Source organism: Janthinobacterium sp. GW460-12-1-14-LB5 (genome assembly GCF_059423585.1).
On sequence record NZ_JBWKYD010000023.1, the window covers coordinates 14,848 to 41,293 of the forward strand.

Annotated in this window: 21 protein-coding genes; 17 read left to right on the forward strand and 4 right to left on the reverse strand. The window is 61.3% G+C overall.

Annotated features, from left to right (window positions below; translation table 11 throughout):
• The first annotated feature begins 57 nt into the window (after positions 1–57).
• From smc to def, 5 genes are read left to right on the forward strand one after another with little or no spacing between them, the layout of a single operon-like run.
• Positions 58–3,585, forward strand: a complete 3,528-nt coding sequence (smc, locus tag AC07X6_RS22045) for a chromosome segregation protein SMC (RefSeq protein ID WP_494792404.1) — start codon at positions 58–60, stop codon at positions 3,583–3,585.
• Entirely contained in the window at positions 3,582–4,754 is a 1,173-nt protein-coding gene (locus tag AC07X6_RS22050) for a cell division protein ZipA C-terminal FtsZ-binding domain-containing protein (RefSeq protein WP_230541960.1), read from the forward strand. Before smc ends, AC07X6_RS22050 begins: the two co-directional genes overlap by 4 nt.
• 14 nt (positions 4,755–4,768) lie before the next feature.
• Positions 4,769–7,120: an NAD-dependent DNA ligase LigA gene (ligA, locus tag AC07X6_RS22055; RefSeq protein ID WP_494792405.1), complete on the forward strand. Its 2,352-nt coding sequence runs from the start codon at positions 4,769–4,771 to the stop codon at positions 7,118–7,120.
• A 25-nt stretch (positions 7,121–7,145) separates the two neighbouring features.
• Positions 7,146–8,039 carry a UTP--glucose-1-phosphate uridylyltransferase GalU gene (gene galU / locus AC07X6_RS22060; RefSeq protein ID WP_230541962.1) on the forward strand — a complete coding sequence of 298 codons (894 nt, stop codon included), beginning with the start codon at positions 7,146–7,148 and terminating at the stop codon, positions 8,037–8,039.
• Complete coding sequence (gene def / locus AC07X6_RS22065) at positions 8,036–8,572, forward strand: peptide deformylase (protein ID WP_230541963.1); 537 nt, start codon at positions 8,036–8,038, stop codon at positions 8,570–8,572. Before galU ends, def begins: the two co-directional genes overlap by 4 nt.
• Before the next feature lie 136 nt (positions 8,573–8,708).
• Here the strand turns inward: def and AC07X6_RS22070 are convergent, their stop codons facing one another.
• The 4 genes from AC07X6_RS22070 to map form a co-directional block, all read right to left on the reverse strand.
• Positions 8,709–9,473 (reverse strand): flagellar brake protein, encoded by a 765-nt coding sequence (locus AC07X6_RS22070; RefSeq protein WP_230541964.1) that lies wholly within the window; start codon positions 9,471–9,473, stop codon positions 8,709–8,711.
• A 130-nt stretch (positions 9,474–9,603) separates the two neighbouring features.
• Positions 9,604–10,353, reverse strand: coding sequence for a pseudouridine synthase (locus AC07X6_RS22075; protein WP_034752263.1), 750 nt, complete (start codon positions 10,351–10,353; stop codon positions 9,604–9,606).
• 41 nt (positions 10,354–10,394) lie between these two features.
• On the reverse strand, positions 10,395–12,962 hold the full coding sequence (locus AC07X6_RS22080) for a [protein-PII] uridylyltransferase (RefSeq protein WP_230541966.1): 2,568 nt from the start codon (positions 12,960–12,962) through the stop codon (positions 10,395–10,397).
• A 35-nt stretch (positions 12,963–12,997) separates the two neighbouring features.
• Positions 12,998–13,810, reverse strand: a complete 813-nt coding sequence (gene map, locus AC07X6_RS22085) for a type I methionyl aminopeptidase (RefSeq protein ID WP_230541967.1) — start codon at positions 13,808–13,810, stop codon at positions 12,998–13,000.
• A 401-nt stretch (positions 13,811–14,211) separates the two neighbouring features.
• On the opposite strand from map, the gene rpsB reads away from it, so the two are divergent.
• The 12 genes from rpsB to fabZ all read left to right on the forward strand — a co-directional run bounded on the left by rpsB (position 14,212) and on the right by fabZ (position 26,446).
• On the forward strand, positions 14,212–14,964 hold the full coding sequence (rpsB, locus tag AC07X6_RS22090; protein WP_152283262.1) for a 30S ribosomal protein S2: 753 nt from the start codon (positions 14,212–14,214) through the stop codon (positions 14,962–14,964).
• A 158-nt stretch (positions 14,965–15,122) separates the two neighbouring features.
• Positions 15,123–16,034, forward strand: coding sequence for a translation elongation factor Ts (tsf, locus tag AC07X6_RS22095; RefSeq protein WP_086137734.1), 912 nt, complete (start codon positions 15,123–15,125; stop codon positions 16,032–16,034).
• A 148-nt stretch (positions 16,035–16,182) separates the two neighbouring features.
• Positions 16,183–16,899 (forward strand): UMP kinase, encoded by a 717-nt coding sequence (pyrH, locus tag AC07X6_RS22100; RefSeq protein ID WP_034752258.1) that lies wholly within the window; start codon positions 16,183–16,185, stop codon positions 16,897–16,899.
• 177 nt (positions 16,900–17,076) lie between these two features.
• Positions 17,077–17,637: a ribosome recycling factor gene (frr, locus tag AC07X6_RS22105; RefSeq protein WP_034784152.1), complete on the forward strand. Its 561-nt coding sequence runs from the start codon at positions 17,077–17,079 to the stop codon at positions 17,635–17,637.
• A gap of 99 nt (positions 17,638–17,736) precedes the next feature.
• Positions 17,737–18,504 carry a polyprenyl diphosphate synthase gene (gene uppS / locus AC07X6_RS22110; RefSeq protein ID WP_494792406.1) on the forward strand — a complete coding sequence of 256 codons (768 nt, stop codon included), beginning with the start codon at positions 17,737–17,739 and terminating at the stop codon, positions 18,502–18,504.
• Positions 18,504–19,337, forward strand: coding sequence for a phosphatidate cytidylyltransferase (locus AC07X6_RS22115; protein ID WP_152252664.1), 834 nt, complete (start codon positions 18,504–18,506; stop codon positions 19,335–19,337). The genes uppS and AC07X6_RS22115 overlap by 1 nt, the downstream gene beginning before the upstream one ends.
• Positions 19,338–19,345: 8 nt before the next feature.
• Positions 19,346–20,530: a 1-deoxy-D-xylulose-5-phosphate reductoisomerase gene (gene ispC / locus AC07X6_RS22120; protein ID WP_494792407.1), complete on the forward strand. Its 1,185-nt coding sequence runs from the start codon at positions 19,346–19,348 to the stop codon at positions 20,528–20,530.
• A complete protein-coding gene (rseP, locus tag AC07X6_RS22125) occupies positions 20,527–21,888 on the forward strand; it encodes an RIP metalloprotease RseP (RefSeq protein WP_230541970.1) in 1,362 nt (453 codons plus the stop codon). Before ispC ends, rseP begins: the two co-directional genes overlap by 4 nt.
• An 83-nt stretch (positions 21,889–21,971) precedes the next feature.
• A complete protein-coding gene (bamA, locus tag AC07X6_RS22130; RefSeq protein WP_230541971.1) occupies positions 21,972–24,308 on the forward strand; it encodes an outer membrane protein assembly factor BamA in 2,337 nt (778 codons plus the stop codon).
• A 51-nt stretch (positions 24,309–24,359) separates the two neighbouring features.
• On the forward strand, positions 24,360–24,878 hold the full coding sequence (locus AC07X6_RS22135) for an OmpH/Skp family outer membrane protein (RefSeq protein WP_230541972.1): 519 nt from the start codon (positions 24,360–24,362) through the stop codon (positions 24,876–24,878).
• A 21-nt stretch (positions 24,879–24,899) separates the two neighbouring features.
• On the forward strand, positions 24,900–25,955 hold the full coding sequence (gene lpxD, locus AC07X6_RS22140; RefSeq protein WP_494792408.1) for a UDP-3-O-(3-hydroxymyristoyl)glucosamine N-acyltransferase: 1,056 nt from the start codon (positions 24,900–24,902) through the stop codon (positions 25,953–25,955).
• Positions 25,952–26,446 carry a 3-hydroxyacyl-ACP dehydratase FabZ gene (gene fabZ / locus AC07X6_RS22145; RefSeq protein WP_035818168.1) on the forward strand — a complete coding sequence of 165 codons (495 nt, stop codon included), beginning with the start codon at positions 25,952–25,954 and terminating at the stop codon, positions 26,444–26,446. The genes lpxD and fabZ overlap by 4 nt, the downstream gene beginning before the upstream one ends.

The window sequence follows — 26,446 nt, forward strand, 5'->3', positions numbered from 1 at the left end:
ATGAACCGGGTTCACCCATAATATAACCGCCAGCATAGGCCAGGAACTCTAAAACACGTGCGTCTCTCTTCCATCAAGTTGTCGGGATTTAAGTCTTTCGTCGATCCCACCAATTTCCAGGTGCCAGGCCAGCTCGTGGGCGTGGTCGGGCCGAATGGCTGCGGCAAGTCGAACATCATCGACGCCGTGCGCTGGGTGCTGGGCGAATCGAAAGCGTCGGAGTTGCGCGGCGAATCGATGCAGGACGTCATTTTCAATGGCTCCACGCACCGCAAACCGGCTGGCCGCGCTTCCGTGGAACTGGTGTTCGACAACAACGATGGCAAGGCCTCGGGCCAGTGGGGCCAGTACGCCGAGATCGCCGTCAAGCGCACCTTGACGCGCGACGGCACCTCCACCTATTACATCAATGGCCAGCCCGTGCGCCGGCGCGACATCCAGGATATCTTCCTCGGCACGGGCCTCGGTCCGCGCGCCTACGCCATCATCGGCCAGGGCATGATTTCGCGCATCATCGAATCGCGCCCGGAAGAATTGCGCGTTTTCCTCGAAGAAGCGGCCGGTGTCTCCAAATACAAGGAACGCCGCCGCGAGACGGAAAACCGCTTGCAGGATACGCGCGAGAATTTGCTGCGCGTGGAAGACATTTTGCGCGAACTCAATGCCAACCTGGAAAAGCTGGAAGCGCAGGCCGCTGTCGCCACGCGTTTTCACGCCTTGCAGGCGGACCAGGAAGAAAAGCAGAAACTGTTGTGGCTGCTGCGCAAGAACGAGGCGCAAAACGAGCAGACGCGCTATTTCCGCGAAGTGGAACAGGCGCAGACGGACCTGGAAGAGCAGACGGCCAAGCTGCGCAACGTGGAACTGACCCTGGAGCAGATGCGCCAGGCGCACTTTGCCGTGGGCGACCGTTTGCATACGGCGCAAGGCCATCTGTACCAGACGAATGCGGAAATCGGCAGCCTGGAAGCGCAGATCAAGTTCGTCATCGAATCGCGCGCCCGCCTGCAGGCGCAGCTGGCCACCCTGACGGCCCAGCGCGACCAGTGGACCAGCCAGGGCGGCGAATACCAGGAACAGATCGAAGAGGCGGAATTCCACCTCGAGGAACTGGCGGCCAAGGTTGAGCAATCGCAAATGATGGCGGAACAGAAGGGCGAGCAATTGCCCGAGCTGGACGCCGCCTGGCGCGCCGCGCAAAACAAGAGCACGGAATCGCGCGCGCGCATTATGCAGGCCCAGCAACAGCTGGAACTGGAATCGGCGCACCAGCGCAACGCTTCCAACATCCTGGCCAGCCTGTTGACGCGCCGCGAGCGCTTGCAGCAGGAAAAGAACAGCCTCAGTTTGCCTGACAGCAGCCATCTGGAAAACCTGAAGCTCCAATTGGAAGAAAAGCAGCAAACCCTGGAAGAGCAGGGTTTCTACCTGGAAGAAGCGCTGGAGCAGCAGCCCAAGCTGGAGCAGGAGCGGGCCGAGGCGCAGGCGCAGGTGAATGCCGAAACGGCCGCCAACGCCCAGCTGGAAGCGCGTCTTTCCGCCTTAAAACAATTGCAGGAACGGGTGCAGACGCAGGGCAAGGTCCAGCCGTGGCTGAAAAAGCACGAGCTCGACACTTTGCCGCGTTTGTGGCAAAAGCTGCAGATCGAAGCGGGCTGGGAAGCTGCCATGGAATCGATCCTGCGCGAGCGCACGTCGGCCCTGCAACTGTCGAATATCGACTGGGCCAAGGCATTCTTTGCGGACGCGCCGCCGGCCAAGCTGGCCTTGTACGCACCATCGACGGTGGCGCCGCTGCCCGTGCCGGACGTGCCAGGCCTGAAACCGTTTTTGAACTTGTTGAAACTCAACGATCCGGGCTTGCGCGGCTTGCTGCAGGATTGGCTGTACAACGCCTACGCCGTGGAAGACGCGGCCGAAGCGCTGGCCGAGCGCGGCAAGTTGCCGCCGGGCGGCTATTTCGTCACGCGCGCGGGCCACGTGGTCACGGCCACCAGCGTGCGCTTCTATGCGGCCGATTCGGAGCAGGAAGGCATGCTGGGCCGCCAGCAGGAAATTGACAATATCGGCAAGCAGCTGCGCGCCCAGCAATTGCTGGCCGAAGAGGCGCGCGCCCGTTCCGTGCGGGCCGACGCGGCCGTGGGCGCCCTGACGCGCAACCTGTCCGACTTGCGCTTGCGCATACAGCAGCTGACGTCTTCCGTGCATACTCTGCAACTGGACGTGGTGAAACTGTCGGAAGTGGAAGCGCGCTTCAACCAGCGCAGCACGCAGATCGGCGCCGACCTGGCGGAGATTGCCGCGCAGGAAGCCGAGCAGATGCAGACCAAGCTGGAATCGGAAGAGAAATTCGAACAGCTGGACATGGAACTGGGCAACTTGCAGGAAGCGCACGAAGACGGCCATACGGACTTCTTGCAGAAAGAGCAGCGCCTGGCCGAAGCGCGCGAAGCCTTGCGCGACCTGGAACGCGCCGCCAAGGATACGGAATACGCGGAAAAAGCCCACCGCGCGAAGATCGAGGAATTGCGCCGCAATATCGCCACGGCCAGTACGCAGGCCCAGCAAGTGACGGAAAGCCTGCAGGCGGGCGAACTGGAACTGGCCAACCTGGAAAGCGGCGCGGCCGCCGACGGCTTGCAGGATCTGCTCGAGCGCCGCACCACGCAGGAGCGGGCGCTGGCCGACGCGCGCCATGAACTGGACCAGATCACACAGCAGCTGCGCCTGTCCGAAGATGCGCGCACGCAATCGGAACGCAGCTTGCAGCCGCAGCGCGACAAGATTATGGAAATGCAGCTCAAGGAGCAAGCCGCGCGCCTGAACCAGGAGCAATTCGCCCAGCAATTGCTGGAATCGGGCGCCGACGAGGCCGCCTTGACGGAAAAATTGCATCCGGACATGCGTCCGTCGTATCTGCAGGGCGAAGTCACGCGTTTGACCAACGCCATCACGTCGCTGGGCGCCGTCAACCTGGCCGCGCTGGACGAACTGGCGCAGGCATCCGAGCGCAAGAATTTCCTCGACGCCCAGAATGCCGACCTGACGGAAGCGATCAATACGCTGGAAGACGCGATCCACAAGATCGACAAGGAAACGCGCGACTTGCTGCAAGACACGTTCGACAAGGTCAACCACCACTTTTCCGAGCTGTTCCCGATTCTGTTCGGCGGCGGCCAGGCCAGGCTGACCATGACGGGCGACGAGATTCTCGATTCCGGTGTACAAGTCATGGCGCAGCCTCCCGGCAAGAAAAATGCCACCATCCACCTGTTGTCCGGTGGAGAGAAGGCGCTGACCGCGACCGCATTGGTGTTTTCCATGTTCCGCCTGAATCCGGCGCCGTTCTGCCTGCTCGACGAAGTCGATGCGCCGCTGGACGATTCGAACACGGAACGCTTTTGCCGCATGGTCAAGCGCATGTCCGACCAGACCCAATTCCTTTTCATTTCGCATAACAAGATTGCGATGGAAATGGCCCATCAATTGATCGGTGTGACGATGCAGGAGCAGGGCGTATCGCGCATCGTGGCGGTGGACATGGAGTCCGCCGCAAATTTTGCAACCGAGGCACAAGCAGCATGACAGACCTTCAAATTACCTTGTTCGGCGCCGGCGGCGTCTTTATCGTCGGCGTTTTCTCGTACAACAAATGGCAGGAATACAAGGCCAAGAAAAGCGTGGAACGGGCTTTTTCCACCGACCACGATGACGTGCTGATGCGCGAGGGCGACGCTCCTGCGGTGGAAGCCCAGGAACCTGTCTTGCGGCAGGAACCGCGCTTCGACGCCGCGCCTGCCGCCAAGGCGGAACCGTCGTTCGGCGCACCGCCGGCCGCCGTTGTGCCGGACGCGCCCGTGCATGCGGAACCGTCATTGGGCGATACCGCTGCCGAACCGGCTCCTGCCGCCGCTGCGCCCGCCGCGCCCGTGCAGGAAGTGAGCGCGGCCAGCGAACAGGCGACCAGCCTGGTCGACCCGCTGATCGATTGCCTGCTGCCCCTGTCGCTGGAAGCGCCCGTGCGCGGCGACAAGATCCTGCCCGTGCTGCAAACCTTGCGTCTGGTGGGCAACAAACCCGTCCATTTCATTGGTTTGCACGTGAATGGCGACTGGGAACCGATCACGCATGGCGGTGTCTACACGAAGATGCAGGGCGGCGTGCAGCTGGCCAGCCGCAGCACGGCCCTGAATGAACTCGAATACTCGGAACTGGTCACTCGGCTGCGCGGCGTCGCCGACGAGATCGGCGCCGAGCCGGAAGTGCCCGACATGATGGAAGTGATGGCCGAAGCGCGCACCTTGCATCGCTTCGTCGCCGGCCACGACGCCCAGCTGGGCGTGAACCTGCACACGAACGGCGCGCCATGGGCCATTTCCACCTTGCTCGTTGCACTGGAGAAACAAGGTTTCGACGTGCGTCCGGACGGCCGTTTCGTCATGCCGGACGGCGACGGCGGCCATCTGTTCTCGCTGTCGACGAACGTCACCCTGGCCGAGGAAACGACGCCCCGCCTGACCCTGCTGCTGGACGTGCCTTGCGTGGCACCGGCGCGCGACGGTTTCGGCGCCATGGTCGCCTGCGCCAAGGCGCTGGTGGGCCGCCTCGACGCCACCATCGTCGACGATTACAACCAGGCCCTGTCCGATGCGGCATTGGCCGAGATCGCCGGCCAGGTGCAAGAGTTTTACCAGGAAATGGACGCGGCCGACATCCCGGCCGGTTCCACCCGCGCCCTGCGTTTATTTAGCTGAAGAATCCCGCAACAATGACCGATCCGATCAACCAGGATGCGCAGGCGCGCGTCCTGGCACTTACTGCCGAACTGAACCGGCATCTGCACGCCTACCACGTGCTTGACAATCCCACCATTCCCGACGCCGAATACGACAAGCTGTTCGTCGAACTGCAGGCGCTGGAAGCGGCCCATCCCGACTTGCGCGCACCCGATTCGCCCACCTTGCGCGTGGGCGCGGCACCGCTGCCGCAGTTCGAGCAAGTCACGCACACGGTGCCGATGTTGTCGCTGAACAATGGTTTCACCGACGACGATATCGTCAATTTCGACCGCCGCGTGCGCGACGGCCTGGAACTGGACGGTGCAGAAGTCGACTATGCTGCCGAAGTGAAATTCGACGGCCTGGCCATCAACCTGCGCTATGAAAATGGCCTGTTCGTGCAGGCGGCTACGCGCGGCGACGGCGCCACGGGCGAAGATGTGACGGCGAATATCCGTACCATTTCCGGCATCCCTTTGCGCCTGCATGGCGGCAAGATACCGGCCGTGCTCGACGTGCGCGGCGAAGTGATGATGTTCAAGGCCGATTTCGCCCGCCTGAACGAACGCCAGCGCGAAGCGGGCCAGAAAGAATTCGCCAATCCCCGCAATGCGGCGGCCGGCAGCCTGCGCCAGCTCGATTCGCGCATCACGGCGCAGCGCAAGCTGCGCTTCTATGCGTATGGCATCGGCGCCCTCGATGGCGCCGCCATGCCGGTGTCGCATTCGGCCTTGCTGGACTGGTACGAGACCCTGGGCATCCCCGTGTCCAAGGAGCGCCGTGTGGTGCAGGGCGCGCAAGGCTTGCTGGCCTACTATGCCGACATCGGCGCGCGCCGCCCGGCCTTGCCGTATGAAATCGACGGTGTCGTCTATAAAGTCAATGCGACGGAAGACCAGCAGCAGCTGGGCTTTGTGTCGCGCGCGCCCCGTTTTGCGCTGGCGCACAAGTTTCCGGCAGAAGAAGCGCTGACGCAGGTGCTGGGCATCGATATCCAGGTGGGCCGCACGGGCGCCATGACGCCCGTGGCGCGCCTGGCGCCCGTGTCCGTGGGCGGCGTGACGGTGACCAACGCCACCTTGCACAATGAAGATGAAGTGCTGCGCAAGGACGTGCGCGTGGGTGACACCGTCGTCGTGCGCCGCGCTGGCGACGTGATTCCCGAAGTACTGTCCGTGGTGCTGGAGAAGCGCCCGGAACCGGCGCCGCCGCCGTTCAGGATGCGGGAAACTTGCCCCGTCTGCGGCTCGCACGTGGTGCGCGAAGAGGGCGAGGCGATTGCCCGCTGCTCGGGCGGCCTGTTCTGCTCGGCGCAGCGCAAGGAAGCGTTCCGCCATTTCGCGGGCCGCCGCATGATGGATATCGAGGGACTGGGGGAACGTTACATCGATACCCTGGTCGAACTGGAATACGTGCATGGCCTGGCCGACCTGTACAGCCTGACCCTGGACAAATTGCTGGAAATGAAGCTGCGTGCCGACGAGCGCGATGGTTCCACGCCGGAAACAGTGCAACAAGGCAAGATTCCCACCAAGTGGGCGGAAAACCTGCTGGCCGGCATTGAAGCGAGCAAGCGTCCGCCGCTTGAGCGCTTCCTGTTTGCGCTGGGCATCCGCCACGTGGGCGAATCGACGGCCAAGACCCTGGCCGAATGGCTGGGCAGTTTGCACTACGTGCGGCGGGCGCCGGCGGCCTTGCTGCGCGTGCTGCCCGATATCGGCGGCACCGTGGCCGAGTCGATTGCCGGCTTCTTTGCCGAAGAAAAGAACCAGCAGGCGCTGCAGGCATTGCTGGACGCCGGCGTCGCGCCGCAGGGCGAACACGCGCCCAGCGCCAAGCTGCGCGCGCAACTGGAGCAAGCCAAGCTGCTCGCCGCGCTTGGCATTCCGAAGCTGACGGAGCCGCGCAGCAAGCAGCTGGTGGAGCGGGGCGTGACCCTGGCCAGCCTGGCGGCGCAGGGCGCCAGCTTCCACGCGGGCTTGCCCGCCGCCGTGGCCGAAGCGCTGGCGCAATGGCTGGCCGATGAAGACCATGTCAAGCTGCTTGGTCAACTGGACGCCCTGCGCAGTGAATTACTGTCACAATTGCCTGAAATGTCAGCCGCTGGCGGCAAGCTGGACGGCAAGACCTTCGTCCTGACAGGCACCTTGCCCAATATGAGCCGCGACGAGGCCGCTGAGTTGATCGAGGCGGCCGGTGGCAAGGTCAGCGGTTCCGTGTCGAAGAAGACAGGATATGTCGTGGCGGGTTCTGACGCTGGCAGCAAGCTGGCCAAGGCGCAGGAACTGGGTGTGGCCATGCTTGACGAGGCCGGTTTGCTGGCCTTGCTCGCGCAAGACTAATTATTCAATATCTTACAGAAGACCCATGAAAAAAATCAGAAAAGCAGTCTTTCCCGTCGCCGGCCTGGGCAGCCGTTTCTTGCCTGCGACCAAGGCGCAACCGAAGGAAATGTTGCCCATCGTCGACAAGCCCCTGATCCAGTACGCGGTGGAAGAAGCCGTGGCGGCAGGCATCACGGAAATGATCTTCATCACGGGCCGCAACAAGCGCGCCATCGAAGACCATTTCGATACGGCCTATGAACTGGAATCGGAACTGGAAGCGGCCGGCAAGCGCCAATTGCTGGAAATGGTGCAAAACGTCATTCCCAAGCATATCAATTGCATTTACATCCGCCAGTCGGCGCCGCTGGGTCTGGGACATGCCGTGCTGTGCGCCCGTCCCGTGATCGGCGACGAGCCGTTTGCCGTCTTGCTGGCCGACGATTTCATGGATGTGGAAGAGGGCGTGCGCCCCGTGCTGGCGCAGATGACCGATGTCTTCCAGTATGAAAATTGCTCGCTGCTGGCGGTACAGGATGTGCCGCGCGCGGAAACCAGGCAGTACGGTATTGTGTCGGCAAAGAATTATCAGCCCGACCTGGAAGTGGTCTCGGCCATCGTGGAAAAGCCTGCGCCGGAAGAGGCGCCATCGACCCTGGCCGTGGTGGGTCGTTATGTGCTGACCAGCCGCATCTTCGGTCACCTGGAAAACCTGGGCACGGGCGCCGGCGGCGAAATCCAGTTGACGGACGGCATCGCCGCCCTGATGCGCGAAGAGCGCGTGCTGGCATACCGCTATCAGGGGCAGCGCTATGACTGCGGCTCCAAGCTCGGTTATCTGAAGGCAACGACGGCGATGGGCATGAAACATCCGGAAACGGGCGCGGCCTTCCGTACTTACTTGCAAGAATTGCAATCGACACTGGAAGCAAAATGACCGTACGCGAGATTCTGAAGATGGGCGATCCGCGTTTGCTGCGGATGGCCGAGCCCGTGCGTGAATTCGATACGCCCGAGTTGCACGCCTTGATCGCCGACATGTTCGACACCATGCATGCGGCCAATGGCGCCGGCCTGGCAGCGCCGCAGATCGGCGTCAACCTGCAGCTGGTGATCTACGGCTTCAAGCAGAATCTGCGCTATCCCGACGCGCCGCAAGTGCCGGAAACCGTGCTGATCAACCCGCTGCTGACACCTTTGTCGGAACGCAAGGAAGAGGGCTTCGAAGGTTGCCTGTCTGTGCCCGGCCTGCGCGGCAGCGTGCCGCGCTGGAGCGAGCTGCATTACGAAGGCGTCGACCAGTTCGGCCAGCCCATCAGCCGCGACTGCGACGGCTTCCATGCCCGCGTGGTGCAGCATGAAGTGGACCACCTGCACGGCATTCTGTATCCGATGCGTATCGTTGATTTTACGCAATTCGGCTATACGGAAGTCATGTTCCCCGACCTGGATCCGAACGACGACGATTGATCGGCTCCTGAGAAAACGTCCATGGCGGCGTTGCCTTGCCCTGAACGTTTTTCAGGCGCCTCGTGACTTTGGCTGTCAAACAAAAAATGGCCGCGCAGCATCAGCTGGGCGGCCATTTTTTATGCCTGAAGCAATCCTAGCGCACCTTGCGGCTGCTGCCCAGGTTGTCGAGCAAGGTTTTCAGTTCATCCTGCATGGCCTCCGTCAGGTTCAGGAAGCGGCAGCCGATCTGCACCTGCTCGCCCAGCAGGAAGGAGCGGAAGGTGCGCGACAGGCGGATTTCCAGGTCGGCGATCATGACCTTGTCCGGCCCCAGTTCCAGGCGCACGCGCGACAGCTTGCGCCCCACGTACAGGCCCACCGTGTCGCGCGGGTGGGCGCGCATGCCGATGCCGCCGGCGGAGAAATCATACAGCTGCAATTCATACGGACGGCCCTCGAGCACGAAGGCGGCCAGGTAGTACACGCCCAGCGGCGTTTCCAGGCGCGCCGATTCGCGCCGCTCCAGCACCAGGCAATGGCTGGGGAAGTTGGTCAGGTAGACGTTTGGCCGCTCGGGATACGCCTCCCATTCGCCATTGATGGTAAATTGCAGTTTGGCGCTTTGCACCCACGACACAAACGTGGCGCCGCCTTCGGGCAGGGTCGCGCCTTCGTTGAGTTCCAGCACGAATTGCGGCAAGTCGTCGTCGACGGACAGGACGCGCGCCATGATGACGTCTTCGCCGCCCGTCGGGTAGATGGAAATGGCGTCGCCGTTATCAGCCAGGCTGCACAGGGTTTCGCCGATATCCCACGGATCGCTCATATGGTGCGGCTTGGTGCCTGGCTCCATCGGCTCGGCCACGTCAGCCAGACTGGGGGCGCCTTTGCGCAGGGGATTAGGAATGGGATCGTTCACGACGGCGTATCTCTTGTAATTTCTAATGGGGAATAGTGTATAGGTTCAGGGCAATATTTGCTAACCAAATCACAATAATTGCCTTTGTTGCACTATTCTTGTTGCCTTCTGGATATAGATCCCGGCAAGCTTAAAACTGCTCGTCCGCGCTCAGGTAGCGCCATTGGCCGGTCGGCAAATCGCCCAGCTTGACCTTGCCGATGCGCACGCGTTTCAAGCCCAGCACTTTCAGGCCGACGGCTTCGCACATGCGGCGGATCTGGCGTTTCTTGCCTTCACGCAAGGTAAAGCTCAGCTGATCCTCGTTTTGCCAGCGCACCTTGGCCGGCAGCAGCGGCTTGCCGTCGAGCCACAGGCCATGGTTGAGTTTTTTCAGCTCGCTGTCGGGCAGGGTGCCGCCCTTGGTGTAGCTCACGCGCACCAGGTATTCCTTGTCGATATCGGTATCGTGGCCGATCAGCTGCTTGGCCACGCGGCCGTCCTGCGTCAGGACCAGCAAGCCGACGGAATCGATGTCCAGGCGGCCGGCCGCCACCAGGCTGCGCAGCTGGGTCGGGTGGAACTGTTCCGGGCTGCGGTCTTCCGCCCAGCGGTTTTCCGCCTTGATCAGGGCCACGGCGGGCGTGTAGCCGTCTTCGGCCTGGCCGCTGACATAGCCGACGGGTTTGTTGATCAGCACGGTGACGCGCTTCGACTGCTCGGCTGCCGCCTGGCGTTCCACGGTGACGCGCTGGCTCGGGTAGACCTTGCTGCCCAGCTCGGACACCACCTTGCCATCCACGCGGACCCAGCCGCGCGCGATCCATTCATCGGCTTCGCGGCGGGAGCACAGCCCCAGTTCGGACATGCGTTTGGACAAGCGTAATAATTCTTCGGTCATGTTGTTTCAGTTTCAGTAAGGGTAGGCGCTGCGCGGAAAGCTTACACTTTCAGCGCATCGAGTAAATCGGTTTCCAGCAATATCTGGTTGCGGGCATTGTTGAGCGCGGGACCGTCGACGAGGAAAACGTCTTCGACCCGCTCGCCCAGAGTCATGATCTTGGCCGTGTGCAAGTTGATGCGGTACTTGGTCAGCACGTTGGCGATCGCGTACAGCAGGCCCGTGCGGTCGTTGGCGGCCACCGACAGCAGGTAGTACTGGCCTTTTTCATCGGGCCGCAGGTCCACCGTCGGCTGGAAGGGGAAGGTGCGCGACAGGCGCGACAGCCGTCCCTTGCCCGGCGGCGGCAGCGGCGTCTGCGACTGCAGCAGCTCGCCCAGCTCATGCTCGATCAGGCTGATGATGTCGCGGTAGCTCTTGGCGAAGTTTTGCTCGGTGACGAGGAAGGTGTCGAGCGCATAGCCATTTTTCGTCGTGTGGATCTTCGCGTCGAGGATGCTGAAATTCTTGCGGTCGAAATAGCTGCAGATGCGCGCGAACAGGTCCGGCTGGTCGGGAATGTACACGGCCACCTGCAAGCCTTCGCCGATGGGCGCCAGCCGGCATTTTACCACCGGCAACTTGCTGTCGAGCTTGTCATACAGCGAGCGCGTCTGCCAGGCGATGTCGGACGCGTCGTGGCGCAGGAAATACGCCACGTCCAGCTGTTGCCACAGCTTTACATGCGCATCGGGCGGCAAGCCGTACAGGCGCAGGGTGGCCAGCGCTTCCTGCTGGCGGTTCTTCAGTTCGCGGTCGGCCGTGTGCGGCTCGCCGCCCAGCACGCGCAGGGTGATCTTGTACAGGTCTTCCAGCAGCTTGCCCTTCCAGGCATTCCACACTTTCGGGCTGGTGCCGCGGATGTCGGCCACCGTCAGCAGATACAGGCCCGTCAGGTGGCGCTCGTCCTTGACCACTTTCGCAAAGGCGGCGATGACGTCCGGGTCGGACAAATCTTGCTTCTGTGCAACTTGCGACATGGTCAGGTGATTTTCCACCAAGAAAGCCACCAGTTCCGTGTCATCAAACGACAGACCGTGGTCCTGGCAGAACTGGGTGGCGTCGGCCACGCCCAGCTTCGAGTGGTCGCCGCCGCGGCCCTTGGCGATGTCGTGGAACAGGGCCGCCACGTACAGCAGCCACGATTGCGAGAAATCGGCCATCAACTGGCTGCAGAACGGGTATTCGTGCGCATGTTCGCTCATGGTGAAGCGGCGCATGTTGCGCACCACCATCAAAATGTGCTGGTCGACCGTGTACACGTGGAACAGGTCGTGCTGCATCTGGCCCACGATGCGGCGGAAATTCGGCAGGTAGCGTCCCAGGATGCTCATTTCGTTCATGCGTCGCAGCGCATGGATGATGCCGACCGGGGCTTGCATGATGCGCAGGAAGAGGGCGCGGTTGACGGGGTCCTGGCGGAAGGCCGCGTCGATCTTGAAGCGCGCGTGCCACAGGGCCCGCGTGGCGCGCGAGGTCATGCCCTTCAGGGCCGGGCGCTCCGTCATCAGCACGAAGATTTCCAGCATGGCCGAAGGATATTGCTCGAACGTATCGTCGGCGCTGATGTCGATCAGGCTGTTGACTTCATTGAAGCGTTCGTTGATGGGCACGGCCACGTCGTCCTGCGGAAACAGCCGCGCCTCGATGTTTTGCAGCAGAATCGTGTTGAGCTGGGTCACGGTCTTGGCGGCCCAGTAATAGCGCTGCATGAGGAATTCGCTGGCGCGGCGCATGTGCGGCCCGCTGCCCGTCGCCTGCAAGCCCAGCGATTCGGCGATGGCCGTCTGCACGTCGAACACGAGGCGGTCTTCGCGCCGCCCAGCATGCAGGTGCAGGCGCACGCGGATATCCTTGAAGGCGCGTTCCTTTTCCATCAGTTGGCGCGCTTCCGTCAGGGTGATCAGGCCGCCCGTGGCCAGCGTGCGCCACGAGTTCGCCAGGCCGGCCGCCTTGGCTACCCACAAAATCACCTGCAGGTCGCGCAGGCCGCCCGGGCTTTCCTTGCAATTCGGTTCCAGGCTGAAGGCCGTGTCTTCATATTTGGCATGGCGCTGGCGCATTTCCGCCGTTTTTGCCTGGAAAAACGCCTGCGGATCCATCGCCGCATCGTAGCGCTGCTGCAATTGCGCGAACAGGTCCGCATTGCCGCACACAAGGCGCGCTTCGAGCAAGCTCGTTTGCACGGTGATGTCGGCCTTCGATTCGACCAGGCACTCGTCGACGGTGCGGATGCTGTGGCCGATTTCCAGGCCCAGGTCCCACAGCAGCTGCACCAGTTCTTCCAGTTTTTCCTGCGCGGCCGCGTCCGGCGCCTGTTGCAGCAGGATCAGCAGGTCGACGTCGGAATACGGAAACAGTTCGCCGCGGCCATAGCCGCCCACGCCCACCAGGGAAGTGCCTGGCGGCAAGCCCGCTTCCTGCCAGGCGCGCGCCAGCACCCCGTCGACGCTGTGGCGCAGGCTGCGCAGCAGTTTTTCAGGCTTGCCGTCGGCCTGGAAGGCCGCAATGACGACCTGGCGGTCGGCTTTCAGTTGCTGTTTCAGCTGTTCCCGAACTTGCTTTTTCATCTGGGCCCTGGGTGGCGGTGCGTGGGATGGAAGAATCAGGCTTTGTTCAGGATCAAGGCGGGCGGCGGCGGCATGCCGGGCGAGACGGTCAGCACTTCATAGCCCGTTTCCGTCACCAGCACCGTGTGTTCCCATTGCGCCGACAGGCTGCGGTCCTTGGTTTTGATGGTCCAGCCATCGTTCATTTCGCGGATTTCGCGGCGGCCCGAGTTGATCATCGGTTCCACGGTGAAAATCATGCCCGCTTCCAGGCGTTCCAGGGTGCCTGGCTTGCCGTAATGCAACACTTGCGGTTCTTCGTGGAAGACTTTGCCGATGCCATGGCCGCAGAATTCGCGCACCACGCTGTAGCCGGCTTTTTCCGCGTGCTGCTGGATGGCGTGGCCGATATCGCCCAGGTGGGCGCCCGGCTTGATCTGGTCGATTCCCAGCCACATGCATTCATAGGTGATTTCCGACAGACGCTTGGCCAGGATGGTGGGCGTGCCGACGAGGAACATGCGGCTGTTGTCGCCGTGGTAGCCATCCTTGATGACGGTGATGTCGAGGTTGACGGAATCGCCGCTTTTCAAGACCTTGTCGCCAGGAATGCCGTGGCAGATGACGTCGTTGACGGAGGTGCAGATGGCTTTCGGGTAGGGCGTGTAGCCGGGCGGACAGTAGTTCAGCGGGGCAGGGATGGTGCCCTGCACGTTGACCATGTATTCGTGGCACAGGCGATCGAGCTCGCCCGTGGTGACGCCCACCTTGACGAAGGGCGTGATGTAGTCGAGTACTTCGGCGCCGAGCTTGCCGGCGATGCGCATGCCTTCGATGTCGGCGGGGGTATTGATACGGATGGTGGACATGGTGTAATTCGCAATCTGCAAGAATTCAGGTGAAAAGCACAGACCCTTCCTGCCAGATGGGGAAAAGTCTGCAAATATGTCGAAATTATAAACGAGGCGCCCTGAATCCGCCGCCTCCTTCCTATGGCTGAAGCGGGGATTTGTGGGGGAAACGGCGCTCTATCGGCGGTGGCGCCACGTCTTGCACCAAGGTGGTGCGTTGAGTGTTTCCGCAGGGCCGGCGTTTTGCAGTGCGGACTTGATGCGGCGGTCATTTCAGTGTAGAATCCCGGGTTGCTTGAATTCTCTTTTAAGCAATGCAGTAAAACAGTGTCTTTAATTTATATAAACACGCGAATCCGGTCGACAAGGGTGCCTGTATGGTGACTGATCGGATTCCAGACCCAACCCTGGAGTTAATAATGTCCGTAACAATGCGCGAAATGCTGGAAGCCGGTGTCCACTTTGGTCACCAAACCCGTTTTTGGAATCCAAAAATGGCACCGTTCATCTTCGGCCATCGCAACAAGATCCACATCATCAACCTGGAAAAAACCATGGCGATGTACCAGGACGCAATGAAGCACGTGCGTCAACTGGCTGCAAACCGTGGCACCATCCTGATGGTTGGCACCAAGCGTCAAGCTCGCGAAATCATCGCTGCTGAAGCACAACGCGCTGGCGTGCCTTTCGTTGATCAACGTTGGTTGGGCGGTATGCTGACCAACTTCAAAACGATCAAAACCTCGATCAAGCGCCTGAAGGACATGGAAGCGATGATCGAAGACGGTTCGATCGAGAAGCTGTCGAAAAAAGAAGCGCTGATGTTCTCCCGCGAAATGATCAAGCTGCAAAAATCGATCGGCGGCATCAAGGACATGGGCGGCATTCCTGACGCAATCTTCGTCGTCGACGTCGGCTACCACAAAGGCGCGATCACCGAAGCAGCTAAACTGGGTATCCCGGTCATCGGCGTTGTCGATACCAACCACTCCCCAGAAGGCGTGAACTTCGTGATCCCAGGTAACGATGACTCCTCGAAAGCCATCATGTTGTACGCTCGCGGTGTTGCTGACGCAATCATCGAAGGCCGTGCAGCTGCCGGTAACGAAGTTGTTGAAATGGTTAAAGCAGCCGCTGGCGACGAATTCGTCGAAGTAAACGAACAGGCTTAATGGCCAGGCTATCGCAGGATAGCCGTTTGTAAGCACAGCAGTAAGGGAAAAGGGGTGGCAGCAGCTCCCCCTTTTTTTTAACAAAAAAACGATAGTGACCGCTGGCGAGGCATGCATGCCCGGCCGCGACTATCGACTCACCGAATCAGGAGAAACACATGGCAGCGATTACAGCAGCGATGGTAGGCGAATTGCGCGGCAAAACCGACGCACCAATGATGGAATGCAAAAAAGCACTGACCGAAGCCGAAGGCGACATGGCGCGTGCGGAAGAGATCCTGCGCGTCAAACTGGGCGGCAAGGCATCGAAAGCATCGGCGCGCATCACCGCTGAAGGCGTCGTGGCAACCTACATCGCCAACGGCGTAGGCGCCCTGGTCGAAGTGAACTCGGAAACCGACTTCGTTGCGAAAAACGACGATTTCCTGGCACTGGCCAACAACGCTGCCCGCCTGGTAGCAGAACACAACCCGGCTGACGTGGCTGCCCTGCTGGCCCTGCCACTCGACGGCAAGACCCTGGACGAAGTGCGCGCTGCCCTGATCGGCAAAATCGGCGAAAACATGACCATCCGCCGCTTCCAGCGTTTCGAAACCAGCGCCAAGCTGGCTTCGTACCTGCACGGTTCGCGCATTGGCGTGATCGTCGAATTCGACGGTGCCGATGAGCAAGTAGGCAAGGACGTGGCCATGCACATCGCTGCCATGAAGCCAGTGTCGCTGTCGTCGAACGAAGTTCCTGCGGAATTGATCGAAAAAGAGCGTTCGGTTGCCCAACTGAAAGCCGAAGAAGACGCAGCCAAAGCGGCCGCCGAAGGCAAGCCAGCGCAATCGCCGGAAATCCTGGCCAAGCGCCTGGAAGGTTCCGTACAGAAGTTCCTGAAAGAAGTATCGCTGCTGAACCAGGCTTTCGTGAAAAACGACAAGCTGTCGGTTGAGCAAATGCTGAAGGCGGCTAACACCAGCGTCAAAGGTTTCGCCATGTACGTAGTGGGCGAGGGCATCGAGAAGAAGCAAGACGACTTCGCAGCAGAAGTCGCAGCACAGATGGCTGCCTCCCAGGGAGCGTAAGTAAAGCGGGCCGAGAGGCCCGTTTTTTTGGCCCGCCCGCACCTGTCGTGCCGGGCGGCGGCATGGGCAGCTTCCTCCCGCCTATCCGGCGCTGCAAGGCGCTGCGCCATGTCATACTCGAATAACCTCATTTATGGAGCCCCAGCTCATGTCAAAACCAGCCTACAAGCGCGTCCTCCTCAAGTTGTCCGGCGAAGCCCTGATGGGTGATGATCCCTACGGCATCAACCGCGCCACGATCGAGCGCATGGTGGCCGATGTGGCCGAGGTGGCGAAGTTGGGTGTGGAACTGGCAATCGTGATTGGCGGCGGCAATATCTTCCGCGGCGTCGCGCCTGGCGCGCAAGGCATGGACCGTGCCACCGCCGACTACATGGGCATGCTTGCCACGGTGATGAACGCACTGGCCCTGGCCGATGCCATGCGCCACGTGGGCATCACCGCGCGCGTCATGTCGGCCATCGGCATCGAGCAAGTCGTCGAGCCGTACGTCCGCCCGAAAGCCCTGCAATACCTGGAAGAAGGTAAAGTAGTGGTCTTCGCCGCCGGCACCGGCAATCCGTTCTTCACCACCGACACGGCAGCCGCCTTGCGCGGTTCCGAGATCAGCGCCGAGATCGTCCTGAAGGCCACCAAGGTCGACGGCGTCTACACGGCCGATCCGAAGAAGGATCCGAACGCCACCCTGTTCCACACGATTACGTTCGACGACGCCATCGCCAAGCACCTGCAAGTGATGGATGCCACCGCATTCGCCCTGTGCCGCGACCAGAAACTGCCAATCAAAGTGTTTTCGATCACCAAGCCAGGCGCGCTGATGCGCGTCATCATGGGCGAAGATGAAGGCACCTTGGTTCACGTATAAGGGAAGCGGAGCGCCGAGAAACCGTCCATGGCTGCGTTGCAGTGCCTTGCCGTACATTCGTACTGTCTTCGGCGCTGCGCCTTGCCCTGAACGGTTTTCGGCACTCCCGACTGCGCTGGTGTTTTCATCGCAAGCGAAGTAGCAATATTCATTATTATCAAGACAAGGAGTACAGCAATGTCCTTAGCTGACGTTAAAAAGAACACCCAGGAACGCATGACGAAGTCGCTGGAAACACTGCGGGCCGACCTGGCCAAAGTGCGTACCGGCCGTGCCCATACGGGTATCCTGGACCACGTGATGGTCGACTACTATGGTTCGCCGACGGCGCTGACCCAGGTCGCCAACGTGACCCTGATCGACGCGCGCACCATCGGCGTGCAGCCGTACGAGAAGAAGATGGCCAACACCATCGAAAAAGCCATCCGCGACGCCGACCTGGGCTTGAATCCATCGGCACAGGGCGACCTGATCCGCGTCCCGACGCCGCCGCTGACGGAAGAGCGCCGCAAGGAAATGGTCAAGCTGGTCAAGAGCGAAGCGGAAGACGCGAAGATTGCCGTGCGTAACATTCGTCGCGATGCGAACGAGTCGCTGAAGAAGCTGGTCAAGGAAAAAGCCTGCTCCGAGGACGATGAGCGCCGCTCGTCGGAAGAAGTGCAGAAACTGACCGACAAGTTTATTGCCGACATCGACAAGATGGTTGTCGACAAAGAAAAAGAAGTGCTGACGGTCTAGTTTTCAGTCCTTTTGACGCTGCCCGGGAAAGCATGGCTTTTCCGGGCAGTGCTATTTGGCGCATAATAGCTATCTTTTATTTTTGGTATTCGTGTTTTCATGATCTATTCGAGTTCGACAACGGCAGTACCTGAGGTTGGCACGGTGCCGCGCCATGTAGCAATCATTATGGATGGCAATGGCCGCTGGGCAACCAAGCGCTTCCTGCCCCGCGTGGCTGGCCACGTCAAGGGCGCCGACGCCGTGCGCGGCATCGTCGAGAGTTGCCTCAACCGCGGTGTCGAATATCTGACCCTGTTTGCCTTCAGTTCGGAAAACTGGCGCCGCCCGGAAGAAGAGGTGTCGATGCTGATGCGCCTGTTCGTTACCATGCTGGAACGCGAAGTGGTCAAGATGCATGCCAGCGACATCCGCCTGAAGGTGGTGGGCGACCTGTCGCGCTTCAATGGGGAGCTGCAAACCCTGATCGCCAATGCGGAACGCAAGACGGCCAACAACACGCGCCTGACGGTGTCCATCTGCGCCAATTACGGCGGCCGCTGGGATATCATGCAGGCAGTCAATAAAATGACGGCCGATGCGGCAGCCAATGGCCAGCCCGCCGGCCACGCCTACACGGAAGAGCAACTGGCGCCGCACCTGGCCATGGCCTACGCACCCGAGCCTGACCTGTTCATCCGCACGGGCGGCGAGCAGCGCATTTCCAATTTCCTCCTGTGGCAACTGGCGTACACTGAGTTGTTTTTCACCGAGACTTTCTGGCCCGACTTCGATGACGAGTGCCTCGACGCGGCAATCGCGTCTTACCAGCAGCGCGAACGGCGCTTTGGCCGTACCAGCGCGCAATTAACTGAAAAGACAAACTGATGCTGAAAACACGGATAATCACCGCCCTGGTCTTGTTGGCGGTCTTGCTGCCGGTTCTGTATCTGAATTATTTCCCCGCCTTCGCCGTGATCGCCACGGCGTTCTTTGGCGCCGCCGTCTGGGAAAGCTTCCGCATCTTCAAAAATCGCCAGGCTCTGCTGATCGCCGCCGTCTGGACTGCCGCCTTCGCTTATACGTTTTTTGTCGGTAACGGCATGGCGCAGCTCAATTTCTGGTTCGCCCTGTGCGTGGCCATCTGGCTGATCCGCTTCGTGCCTTCGCTGGCGACGGGCTTGCCGCCCACCGAAGGCCTGGGCAATACCTTGCTCAGCCTGGTGTACCCGGTGACCATCGTCGGCTGCTTCGTCGCCATCATCGCCTTGTTCCTGCATAGCCCTTTGTACCTGCTGTCCGTCATGGCTCTCGTGTGGATCGCCGACATCGGCGCCTATTTCTCGGGCAAGGCTTTCGGCAAGCGCAAGCTGGCGCCAAGCATTTCCCCAGGAAAATCCTGGGAGGGCGCCATCGGCGGCGGCATCGCCGTGCTGGTCATCGCCGCCATCACCATCGTTGCCGCGCCATCGCTGCCGGTCTTGCAAGACACCTTCGCCGTGCAGCTGCAACTGCGCCGCGGCTGGCTGGTGGCCTTGCTGGTACTGCTGCTGATCGTCGCCGCCAGCATCGTCGGCGACCTGTTCGAATCCCAATTGAAGCGCCGCGCCGGCATCAAGGACAGCAGCAACCTGCTGCCTGGCCATGGCGGCGTACTCGACCGTATCGACGCGTTGATCCCGGTCCTGCCATTTGCCGCTCTCGTGGCTAGCTGGCTTTAAGGAAACTCATGCAATACATCACCATCCTTGGCGCGACCGGTTCGATCGGCGTGTCCACCCTGGACGTGCTGGCGCGCCATCCGGAGCAATACAGCGTGTATGCGCTGAGTGCCCACAGCCGTGTGGCCGAACTGGCCGCCCAGTGCCTGCAGTTCCGTCCCCAACGCGCCGTCGTCGGCACGGCGGATGCCGCCCTTGAACTGACGCGTTTGCTGCGCGGGCAGGGCGCCGATACGCAAGTCGAGTACGGCGAGGAAGCCTTGTGCGCCATCGCCAGCGCGCCGCAAGTGACGGGCGTGATGGCGGCCATCGTCGGTGCCGCCGGTCTGGCGCCCACCCTGGCGGCCGCACGTGCCGGCAAGAAAGTATTGCTGGCCAATAAAGAAGCGCTGGTCATGTCGGGCCAGCTGTTCATCGATGCCGTGCATGACAATGGTGCCGTGCTGCTGCCGATCGACAGCGAACACAACGCCATCTTCCAATGCATGCCGCACGCCCATGGCCGCGCACCTGGCGCGGCGGGCGTAGCAAAAATCGTGCTCACCGCGTCCGGCGGCCCCTTCCTCACGCGCGACGTCGAGACGCTCGATAGCGTGACGCCGGACCAGGCGTGCAAGCATCCGACCTGGGCCATGGGCCGCAAGATTTCCGTCGATTCGGCCACCATGATGAACAAGGGCCTGGAAGTGATCGAGGCGCACTGGCTGTTCGGCGCCCCTGCCGACCAGATCGAGGTGCTGATCCACCCGCAAAGCGTGATCCATTCGATGGTGTCGTATATCGACGGTTCCGTGCTGGCCCAGCTGGGCAATCCGGACATGCGCACACCCATCGCGCATGCGCTGGCGTATCCGCAGCGTATCAATTCTGGCGTAGCGCAGCTTGACCTGGCACAAGTTGCCACCTTGCAGTTCGAACGTCCCGACTTCCGCCGTTTTCCTTGCCTGGCGCTGGCCTTCGACGCCCTGCGCGCGGGCGGCACGGCGCCGGCCCTGCTGAACGCGGCCAATGAAGTGGCCGTGCAAGCCTTCCTCGACGAACAGATCGGCTTCCGCCAGATCGACCGGGTCATCGCCCAGGTCATTGAGACGGTGCCGCATGGCGCCGCTTCCAGCATCGAGGCCGTGATGGAGCAGGATCGGCTGGCCAGAGCGGCCGCGCACGCGTACATCGCCCACAGGCTGGCCGCATGACCTTGATTACCACCTTGCTGGCGTTTATCGTCGCGCTGGGGTCGCTGATCACCTTGCACGAGCTGGGCCACTATCTGGTGGCGCGCTGGTGCGGCGTGAAAGTGCTGCGTTTCTCGATTGGCATGGGGAAAGTGGTGTATTCGCGCAAGTTTGGCAAGGATCAGACGGAGTGGGCGATTTCCGCGCTGCCGCTGGGCGGCTATGTGAGCATGCTCGACAGCCGCGCGCAAGACCTCAGCGACTTGCCGGAAAGCGAATTGCGCCGCGAATTCACGCGCCAGAGCGTGTGGCGCCGCATCGCCATCGTGGCCGCCGGCCCGCTGGCCAATTTCCTCGTAGCCATCGTGCTGTATGCGGGGCTGTTCATGCATGGCATCGAAGAGCCGTCCAGCAAGCTCGGTCCCGTGGCCGAACAGACGGCCGCCTATGCGGCCGGCTTGCGCAGCGGCGATACGGTCGAGTCGGTGAATGGCAAGGCCGTGGCCAGCTGGTCCGAGCTGCGCTGGGAGCTGATCCAGGCTACCCTCGACAAGCTGCCGGCGCGCATCGAGGTGCGCCGCCCCGACCGTGGCCAGCAGGAAGCGACCTTGCCGACGGCCAGCCTGACGGAAACGGACCTGGAAGGCGACGTGCTGGGCAAGCTGGGCCTGACTATGGCCCGTTCCGCGCCCACCTTGATGGAAATCATGCCCGATGGCGCCGCCGCGCGCGCCGGCCTGCAGAAAAACGACCAGATCCTCGCCATCGACGAGCAGCCCGTGCACGACGTGGCGGCCGTCATCGCCACCCTGAGCCAGGCGCCGGGCCGGACCCTGCAGTTGCAGCTTTTGCGCCAGGGGCAGGATCTGACCCTGTCCATTACGCCGGAAGCTGTCAAGGCTGGCACGGCAGAGGGAGCTGTAACAGTTGGTAAGATCCAGGCAAAGCTGGGGCAGGTGCCGGATATGATCACCGTGGCATCGGGACCGTTCGCCGCCGTGGGCAAGGCGTCCGCCAAGGTCTGGGATACCAGTGTCATGAGCCTGAAAATGCTGGGTAAAATGATCACCGGCCAGGTCTCGCTGAAGAATGTGACGGGGCCCATTACCATCGCCGATTACGCGGGCCAGACGGCGCGCATCGGTCTGGTAAGCTATCTGAGCTTCATTGCCTTCATCAGTATCAGTCTGGGCGTGATGAATTTGCTACCCATTCCTGTTCTGGATGGCGGGCATTTGCTGTATTATTCGCTGGAAGTTTTGACCGGACGCCCCTTGCCGGAGCGCGTAGGCGAGATTGCCCAGCGCCTGGGGATCGGTTTGTTGCTGACCTTGATGGTGCTTGCCGTCTTTAATGACGTGTTGCGATTGCTGAATTAGGGCGGTGGTTGATGCCATTGCGTGAGTCGCACAAGCAATCTTTTGTGTATGTTGTCCATTGATTTACCCATTGAATAACCCCAATGAAATTACATTCTGCTCGTTTTGCCTTGCCTTCCTTTCGTCGCAGCCTGATCGGCGCCGCCGTCATGGCCTTCTGTGCCGGCCATGCGCTGGCCGTCCAGCCATTCACTGTCAAGGACATCCGGGTCGAAGGGATCCAGCGTACTGAAGCGGGCACTGTTTTCAGCTATCTGCCGGTGCGCGTCGGCGAGACATTCTCCGACGAAAAGAGTATCGCCGCCATCAAGGCCCTGTATGCGACGGGTTTCTTCAAGGACGTGCGCCTGGAAGTCGATGGCGACGTGCTGGTGGTGCTGGTCGAGGAACGCCCGGCCATCGCGGCCGTGGAATTTACGGGCACCAAGGAATTTGAAAAGGACGTGCTGGTCAAGGCCCTGAAGGAAATCGGCGTCGGTGAAGCCAAGATTTTCGACAAGGCGTCCGTCGACCGCGCGGAACAGGAACTCAAGCGCCAGTACCTGTCGCATGGCCTGTACGGCGTGAAGATCACCACCACCGTCACGCCGATCGAGCGCAACCGCGTCAACGTGGTGTTCGCCGTCGACGAGGGCGACGTGGCCCGCATCAAGCAGATCAACATCGTCGGCAACAAGGCTTTCACGGACAAGGAACTGCGCGAACAGCTGGCCCTGAACACGGGCGGCTGGTTCAGCTGGTACACCAAGGCCGACCAGTATTCGAAAACCAAGCTGACGGGCGACATCGAGTCGCTCAAGTCCTACTATCTGGACCGCGGCTATATCGAGATGCAGGTCGACTCCACGCAAGTGTCGATCACGCCCGATAAAAAAGACATCTACCTGACGATCAACATCACCGAAGGCGAGAAGTACAAGATCGCCGGCACCAAGTTCGAAGGCGAAATGTTCGGCCGCGAAGAGGAGCTCAAAGCGCTGAACCTGATGCGCGAAGGCGAGATCTACTCGGGCGCGCGCCTGACGGCGACGAACAAGCGCATCCAGGACCGCCTGGCTACCTTTGGTTATGCCTTTGCCAACGTCAATGCGAATCCGGAAATCAACCGCGAAAAGCATGAAGTCGGTTTCACCTTCTTCATCGATCCGGGCAAGCGCGTCTACGTGCGCCACATGAATATCGCCGGCAACACCACCACGCGCGATGAAGTCATCCGCCGCGAATTCCGCCAGTTCGAATCGTCCTGGTACGACAGCAACAAGATCAAGCTGTCGCGCGACCGTGTCGACCGCCTGGGCTACTTCAAGGACGTGACCATCGACACGCCGGAAGCGCAGGGCACGACCGACCAGGTCGACGTCAACGTGACGGTGGTGGAAAAGCCAACGGGTAACTTCCTGATCGGCGGCGCCTTCTCGCAATCGGAAAAATTCACCCTGTCGGCGTCGATTTCGCAAGCCAACTTTGCCGGCAGCGGCAACACGGTCGGCATCGAACTCAATACCAGCCATTACAGCCGCACGATTGCGTTTTCGCAAACCAATCCGTATTTTACGGACGATGGCATTTCGCGCAGCTTCGAAGTCTACCTGCGCACGACGGAACCGCCGGCGCTCAATATCGGCAGCTACAAGATCAAGCAGACTGGTGGCCGCGTCAGTTTCGGCGTGCCGTTCTCGGAAGTCGACACTGTCTTCTTCGGCATCGGCGCCGAGCGCTCGCGTATCGAAACCGACATCACCAGCCCGATTCGCTTCAAGCAGTATGTGGTCGACAACGGCGGCCCGTCCGACGGTATCGGTTCGGCCACCACAAATTCCATCCCGCTGACGGCGGCATGGCAGCGCGACAGCCGCGACAGCGCCCTGACGCCATCGATCGGCCGCTACCAGCGCGTCAACCTGGAGGCTGACCTGATCGGCGACCAGAAATACTTCCGTGCCATCTACGAGCACCAGTATTTCCGTCCGCTGTTCAGCAAGGTCACCCTGGCGCTGAAGGGCGAGCTCGATTACGGCCACGGCATCGGCAAGCACGTGTATCCGGTCTTCAAGAACTTCTACGGCGGTGGCATCGGTTCGGTGCGTGGCTACCTGAGTTCCTCGCTGGGCGCGGTCGAACCGAGCACCAACGATGCCTTGGGCGGCGCCTCGCGCCTGATCGGTAACGCGGAACTGCAGATGCCATTCCCCGGTTCGGGCAATGACCGCAGCTTGCGCTGGTTCGGTTTCCTCGACGGCGGCCAGGTCTACCAGGAAGGCGAAAAAATGCGGCTCTCGCAATTGCGCTATTCTGCAGGCTTGGGCATCAGCTGGATTTCACCGGTGGGCCCGCTCAAGCTGAGCTATGCCAAACCGCTGAACGCCAAGCCGACGGACCGCCTGGAGCGCTTCCAGTTCCAGATGGGCACCGGTTTCTGACCGGCCATCTGAATCGGGGCGACAGCTTTTACTTTTTGACCATGGAGTATCATGAACACCGCATCCGCCACCCTGCCCAAGTCCCTTGCCATGATTGCATTGTGCTGGAGTTCGCTGTTGCCGGTGCAGGCGCAGGCTCAGGAGTCGAAGATCGCCTGGATCAGCAGCGAACGTATTTATAACGAATCGAGGCTGGCCAAGCTGGCCAGCGCCAAGCTGGCCGAAGAGTTCCGCTCGCGCGAAAAAGCCGTGCAGGAACTGGCGGCCCGCTTCAAGGTCGCCAATGAAGCCCTGGAAAAGGACATGCCGACCCTGAGCGAGCCGGAGCGGGCCAAGCGCCAGCGCGAGTTTTTCGAGCTGGACAAGGAACTGCAGCGTCGCCAGCGCGAGTTCCGCGAAGACCTGAGCCAGCGCACGAACGAAGAGCGCAGCGCCATCGCGGAGAAAGCCAACACCATCATCCAGCAGATGGCGCATATCGAAGGATATGACATCGTGCTGCAGGAAGCCCTGTGGGCCAGCCCGCGCATCGACATCACCGACAAGGTCCTGAAGGCGCTGGACAAGTAACATTAGAATAGAGGTAAATAGATGGGCACTCGACTAGGAGAATTGGTCGAACGCTTCGGTGGTCAATTAGCGGGCGATCCCAACCTGGAAGTCACAGGGATCGCACCGCTGGCCGACGCCGGCGCTTCGCACATCAGCTTTCTCAGCAATAGCAAATTCCGCGCACAGGCGGCCCAGAGCGGCGCAGCGGCGCTGATCCTCACGCCGGCCGACGACGCGCTGATCGGCGTTGAATACGCCGGCGCGCGCATCGTCACACCGAATCCCTATGTGTATTTCGCGCGCGCGGCGCAGTATTTCGCCGCCCTGCACGAGATCAAGGCGCCGGCCGGCATTCATCCGGGCGCCTTTGTCGACGCCAGTGCGCAGGTTGATCCGACCGCATCGGTCGGGCCGCGCGCCGTGATCGAGGCGGGCGCCGTGATTGGCCCTGCATGCGTGATCGGCGCTGGCTGCGTGATTGGCCGCGACGCTGCCATCGGCGCCGGCACCCAGCTGTTCGCCAACGTGACCTTCCACGCGCGCTGCGTGATCGGCCAGCGCGGCATCATCCATTCGGGCGCCGTGATCGGCACCGACGGATTCGGCTTCGCCAACGAAGGCGGCGTGTACATCAAGATTCCGCAGACGGGCAGGGTGGTGATCGGCGACGATGTCGATATCGGCGCCAACACCACCATCGACCGTGGCGCGCTGGCCGACACCATCATCGAAGACGGCGTCAAGCTCGATAACCAGATCCAGATCGGCCACAACTGCCACATTGGCGCGCACACGGCCATGGCCGGCTGCGTCGGCGTGGCCGGCAGCGCCATCATCGGCAAATACTGCACCTTTGGCGGCGCCGCCATGGTGCTGGGCCACTTGACCATTGCCGACCGCGTCCACGTGGGCTCGGGCAGCATGGTGTCGCGTTCGATCGCCGAGCCGGGCCAGTACACGGGTTTTTATCCGCTGGCCAAGAACTCCGACTGGGAAAAGAGCGCCGCCATCGTGCGCAACCTGTCAAGCATGCGCGAGAAGATCCGCGCGCTTGAAAAAACAATTAAAACACTGACCACGCAAGACGAAAAATGACTACTGAAAAAAAGACCCTCGACATCCTGGCCATCAAATCGCTGCTGCCGCACCGCTACCCGCTGCTGCTGGTTGACCGCGTGCTGGACTGGGAAGCGAACAAAACCATCACCGCCATCAAGAACGTGACGGTCAACGAAGAGTTCTTCCAGGGCCATTTCCCGCACAAACCGGTCATGCCAGGCGTGCTGATGATCGAAGCGCTGGCGCAAACGGCGGCCCTGCTGTCGTTCCTGTCGATGGGCGTGAAACCGGACGAGAATTCGGTGGTGTACTTTGTCGGCATCGACAATGCGCGCTTCAAGCGTCCTGTCGAACCGGGCGACCAGCTGAAGATGGACGTCGAAATCCTGCGCGTCTCGCGCGGCATCTGGAAATACAAGGCTGTCGGTACGGTCGACGGCAAGGTCGCGCTGGAAGCGGAACTGATGTGCACCATCCGCAGCGCGCAGGATGCGAGCCAGTCTGCGAGCCAGCCAGCGGGGCAGTAA

Excerpts from the sequence above, each read along its gene's own strand:
- bamA (WP_230541971.1), top strand. The coding sequence starts at position 21,972 with ATGAAATTACATTCTGCTCGTTTTGCCTTGCCTTCCTTTCGTCGCAGC.
- rseP (WP_230541970.1), top strand. The coding sequence starts at position 20,527 with ATGACCTTGATTACCACCTTGCTGGCGTTTATCGTCGCGCTGGGGTCG.
- rpsB (WP_152283262.1), top strand. The coding sequence starts at position 14,212 with ATGTCCGTAACAATGCGCGAAATGCTGGAAGCCGGTGTCCACTTTGGT.
- tsf (WP_086137734.1), top strand. The coding sequence starts at position 15,123 with ATGGCAGCGATTACAGCAGCGATGGTAGGCGAATTGCGCGGCAAAACC.
- map (WP_230541967.1), bottom strand. The coding sequence starts at position 13,810 with ATGTCCACCATCCGTATCAATACCCCCGCCGACATCGAAGGCATGCGC.
- frr (WP_034784152.1), top strand. The coding sequence starts at position 17,077 with ATGTCCTTAGCTGACGTTAAAAAGAACACCCAGGAACGCATGACGAAG.
- pyrH (WP_034752258.1), top strand. The coding sequence starts at position 16,183 with ATGTCAAAACCAGCCTACAAGCGCGTCCTCCTCAAGTTGTCCGGCGAA.
- ispC (WP_494792407.1), top strand. The coding sequence starts at position 19,346 with ATGCAATACATCACCATCCTTGGCGCGACCGGTTCGATCGGCGTGTCC.
- lpxD (WP_494792408.1), top strand. The coding sequence starts at position 24,900 with ATGGGCACTCGACTAGGAGAATTGGTCGAACGCTTCGGTGGTCAATTA.
- ligA (WP_494792405.1), top strand. The coding sequence starts at position 4,769 with ATGACCGATCCGATCAACCAGGATGCGCAGGCGCGCGTCCTGGCACTT.
- uppS (WP_494792406.1), top strand. The coding sequence starts at position 17,737 with ATGATCTATTCGAGTTCGACAACGGCAGTACCTGAGGTTGGCACGGTG.
- AC07X6_RS22135 (WP_230541972.1), top strand. The coding sequence starts at position 24,360 with ATGAACACCGCATCCGCCACCCTGCCCAAGTCCCTTGCCATGATTGCA.
- galU (WP_230541962.1), top strand. The coding sequence starts at position 7,146 with ATGAAAAAAATCAGAAAAGCAGTCTTTCCCGTCGCCGGCCTGGGCAGC.
- fabZ (WP_035818168.1), top strand. The coding sequence starts at position 25,952 with ATGACTACTGAAAAAAAGACCCTCGACATCCTGGCCATCAAATCGCTG.
- AC07X6_RS22115 (WP_152252664.1), top strand. The coding sequence starts at position 18,504 with ATGCTGAAAACACGGATAATCACCGCCCTGGTCTTGTTGGCGGTCTTG.
- AC07X6_RS22080 (WP_230541966.1), bottom strand. The coding sequence starts at position 12,962 with ATGAAAAAGCAAGTTCGGGAACAGCTGAAACAGCAACTGAAAGCCGAC.
- def (WP_230541963.1), top strand. The coding sequence starts at position 8,036 with ATGACCGTACGCGAGATTCTGAAGATGGGCGATCCGCGTTTGCTGCGG.
- AC07X6_RS22050 (WP_230541960.1), top strand. The coding sequence starts at position 3,582 with ATGACAGACCTTCAAATTACCTTGTTCGGCGCCGGCGGCGTCTTTATC.
- AC07X6_RS22075 (WP_034752263.1), bottom strand. The coding sequence starts at position 10,353 with ATGACCGAAGAATTATTACGCTTGTCCAAACGCATGTCCGAACTGGGG.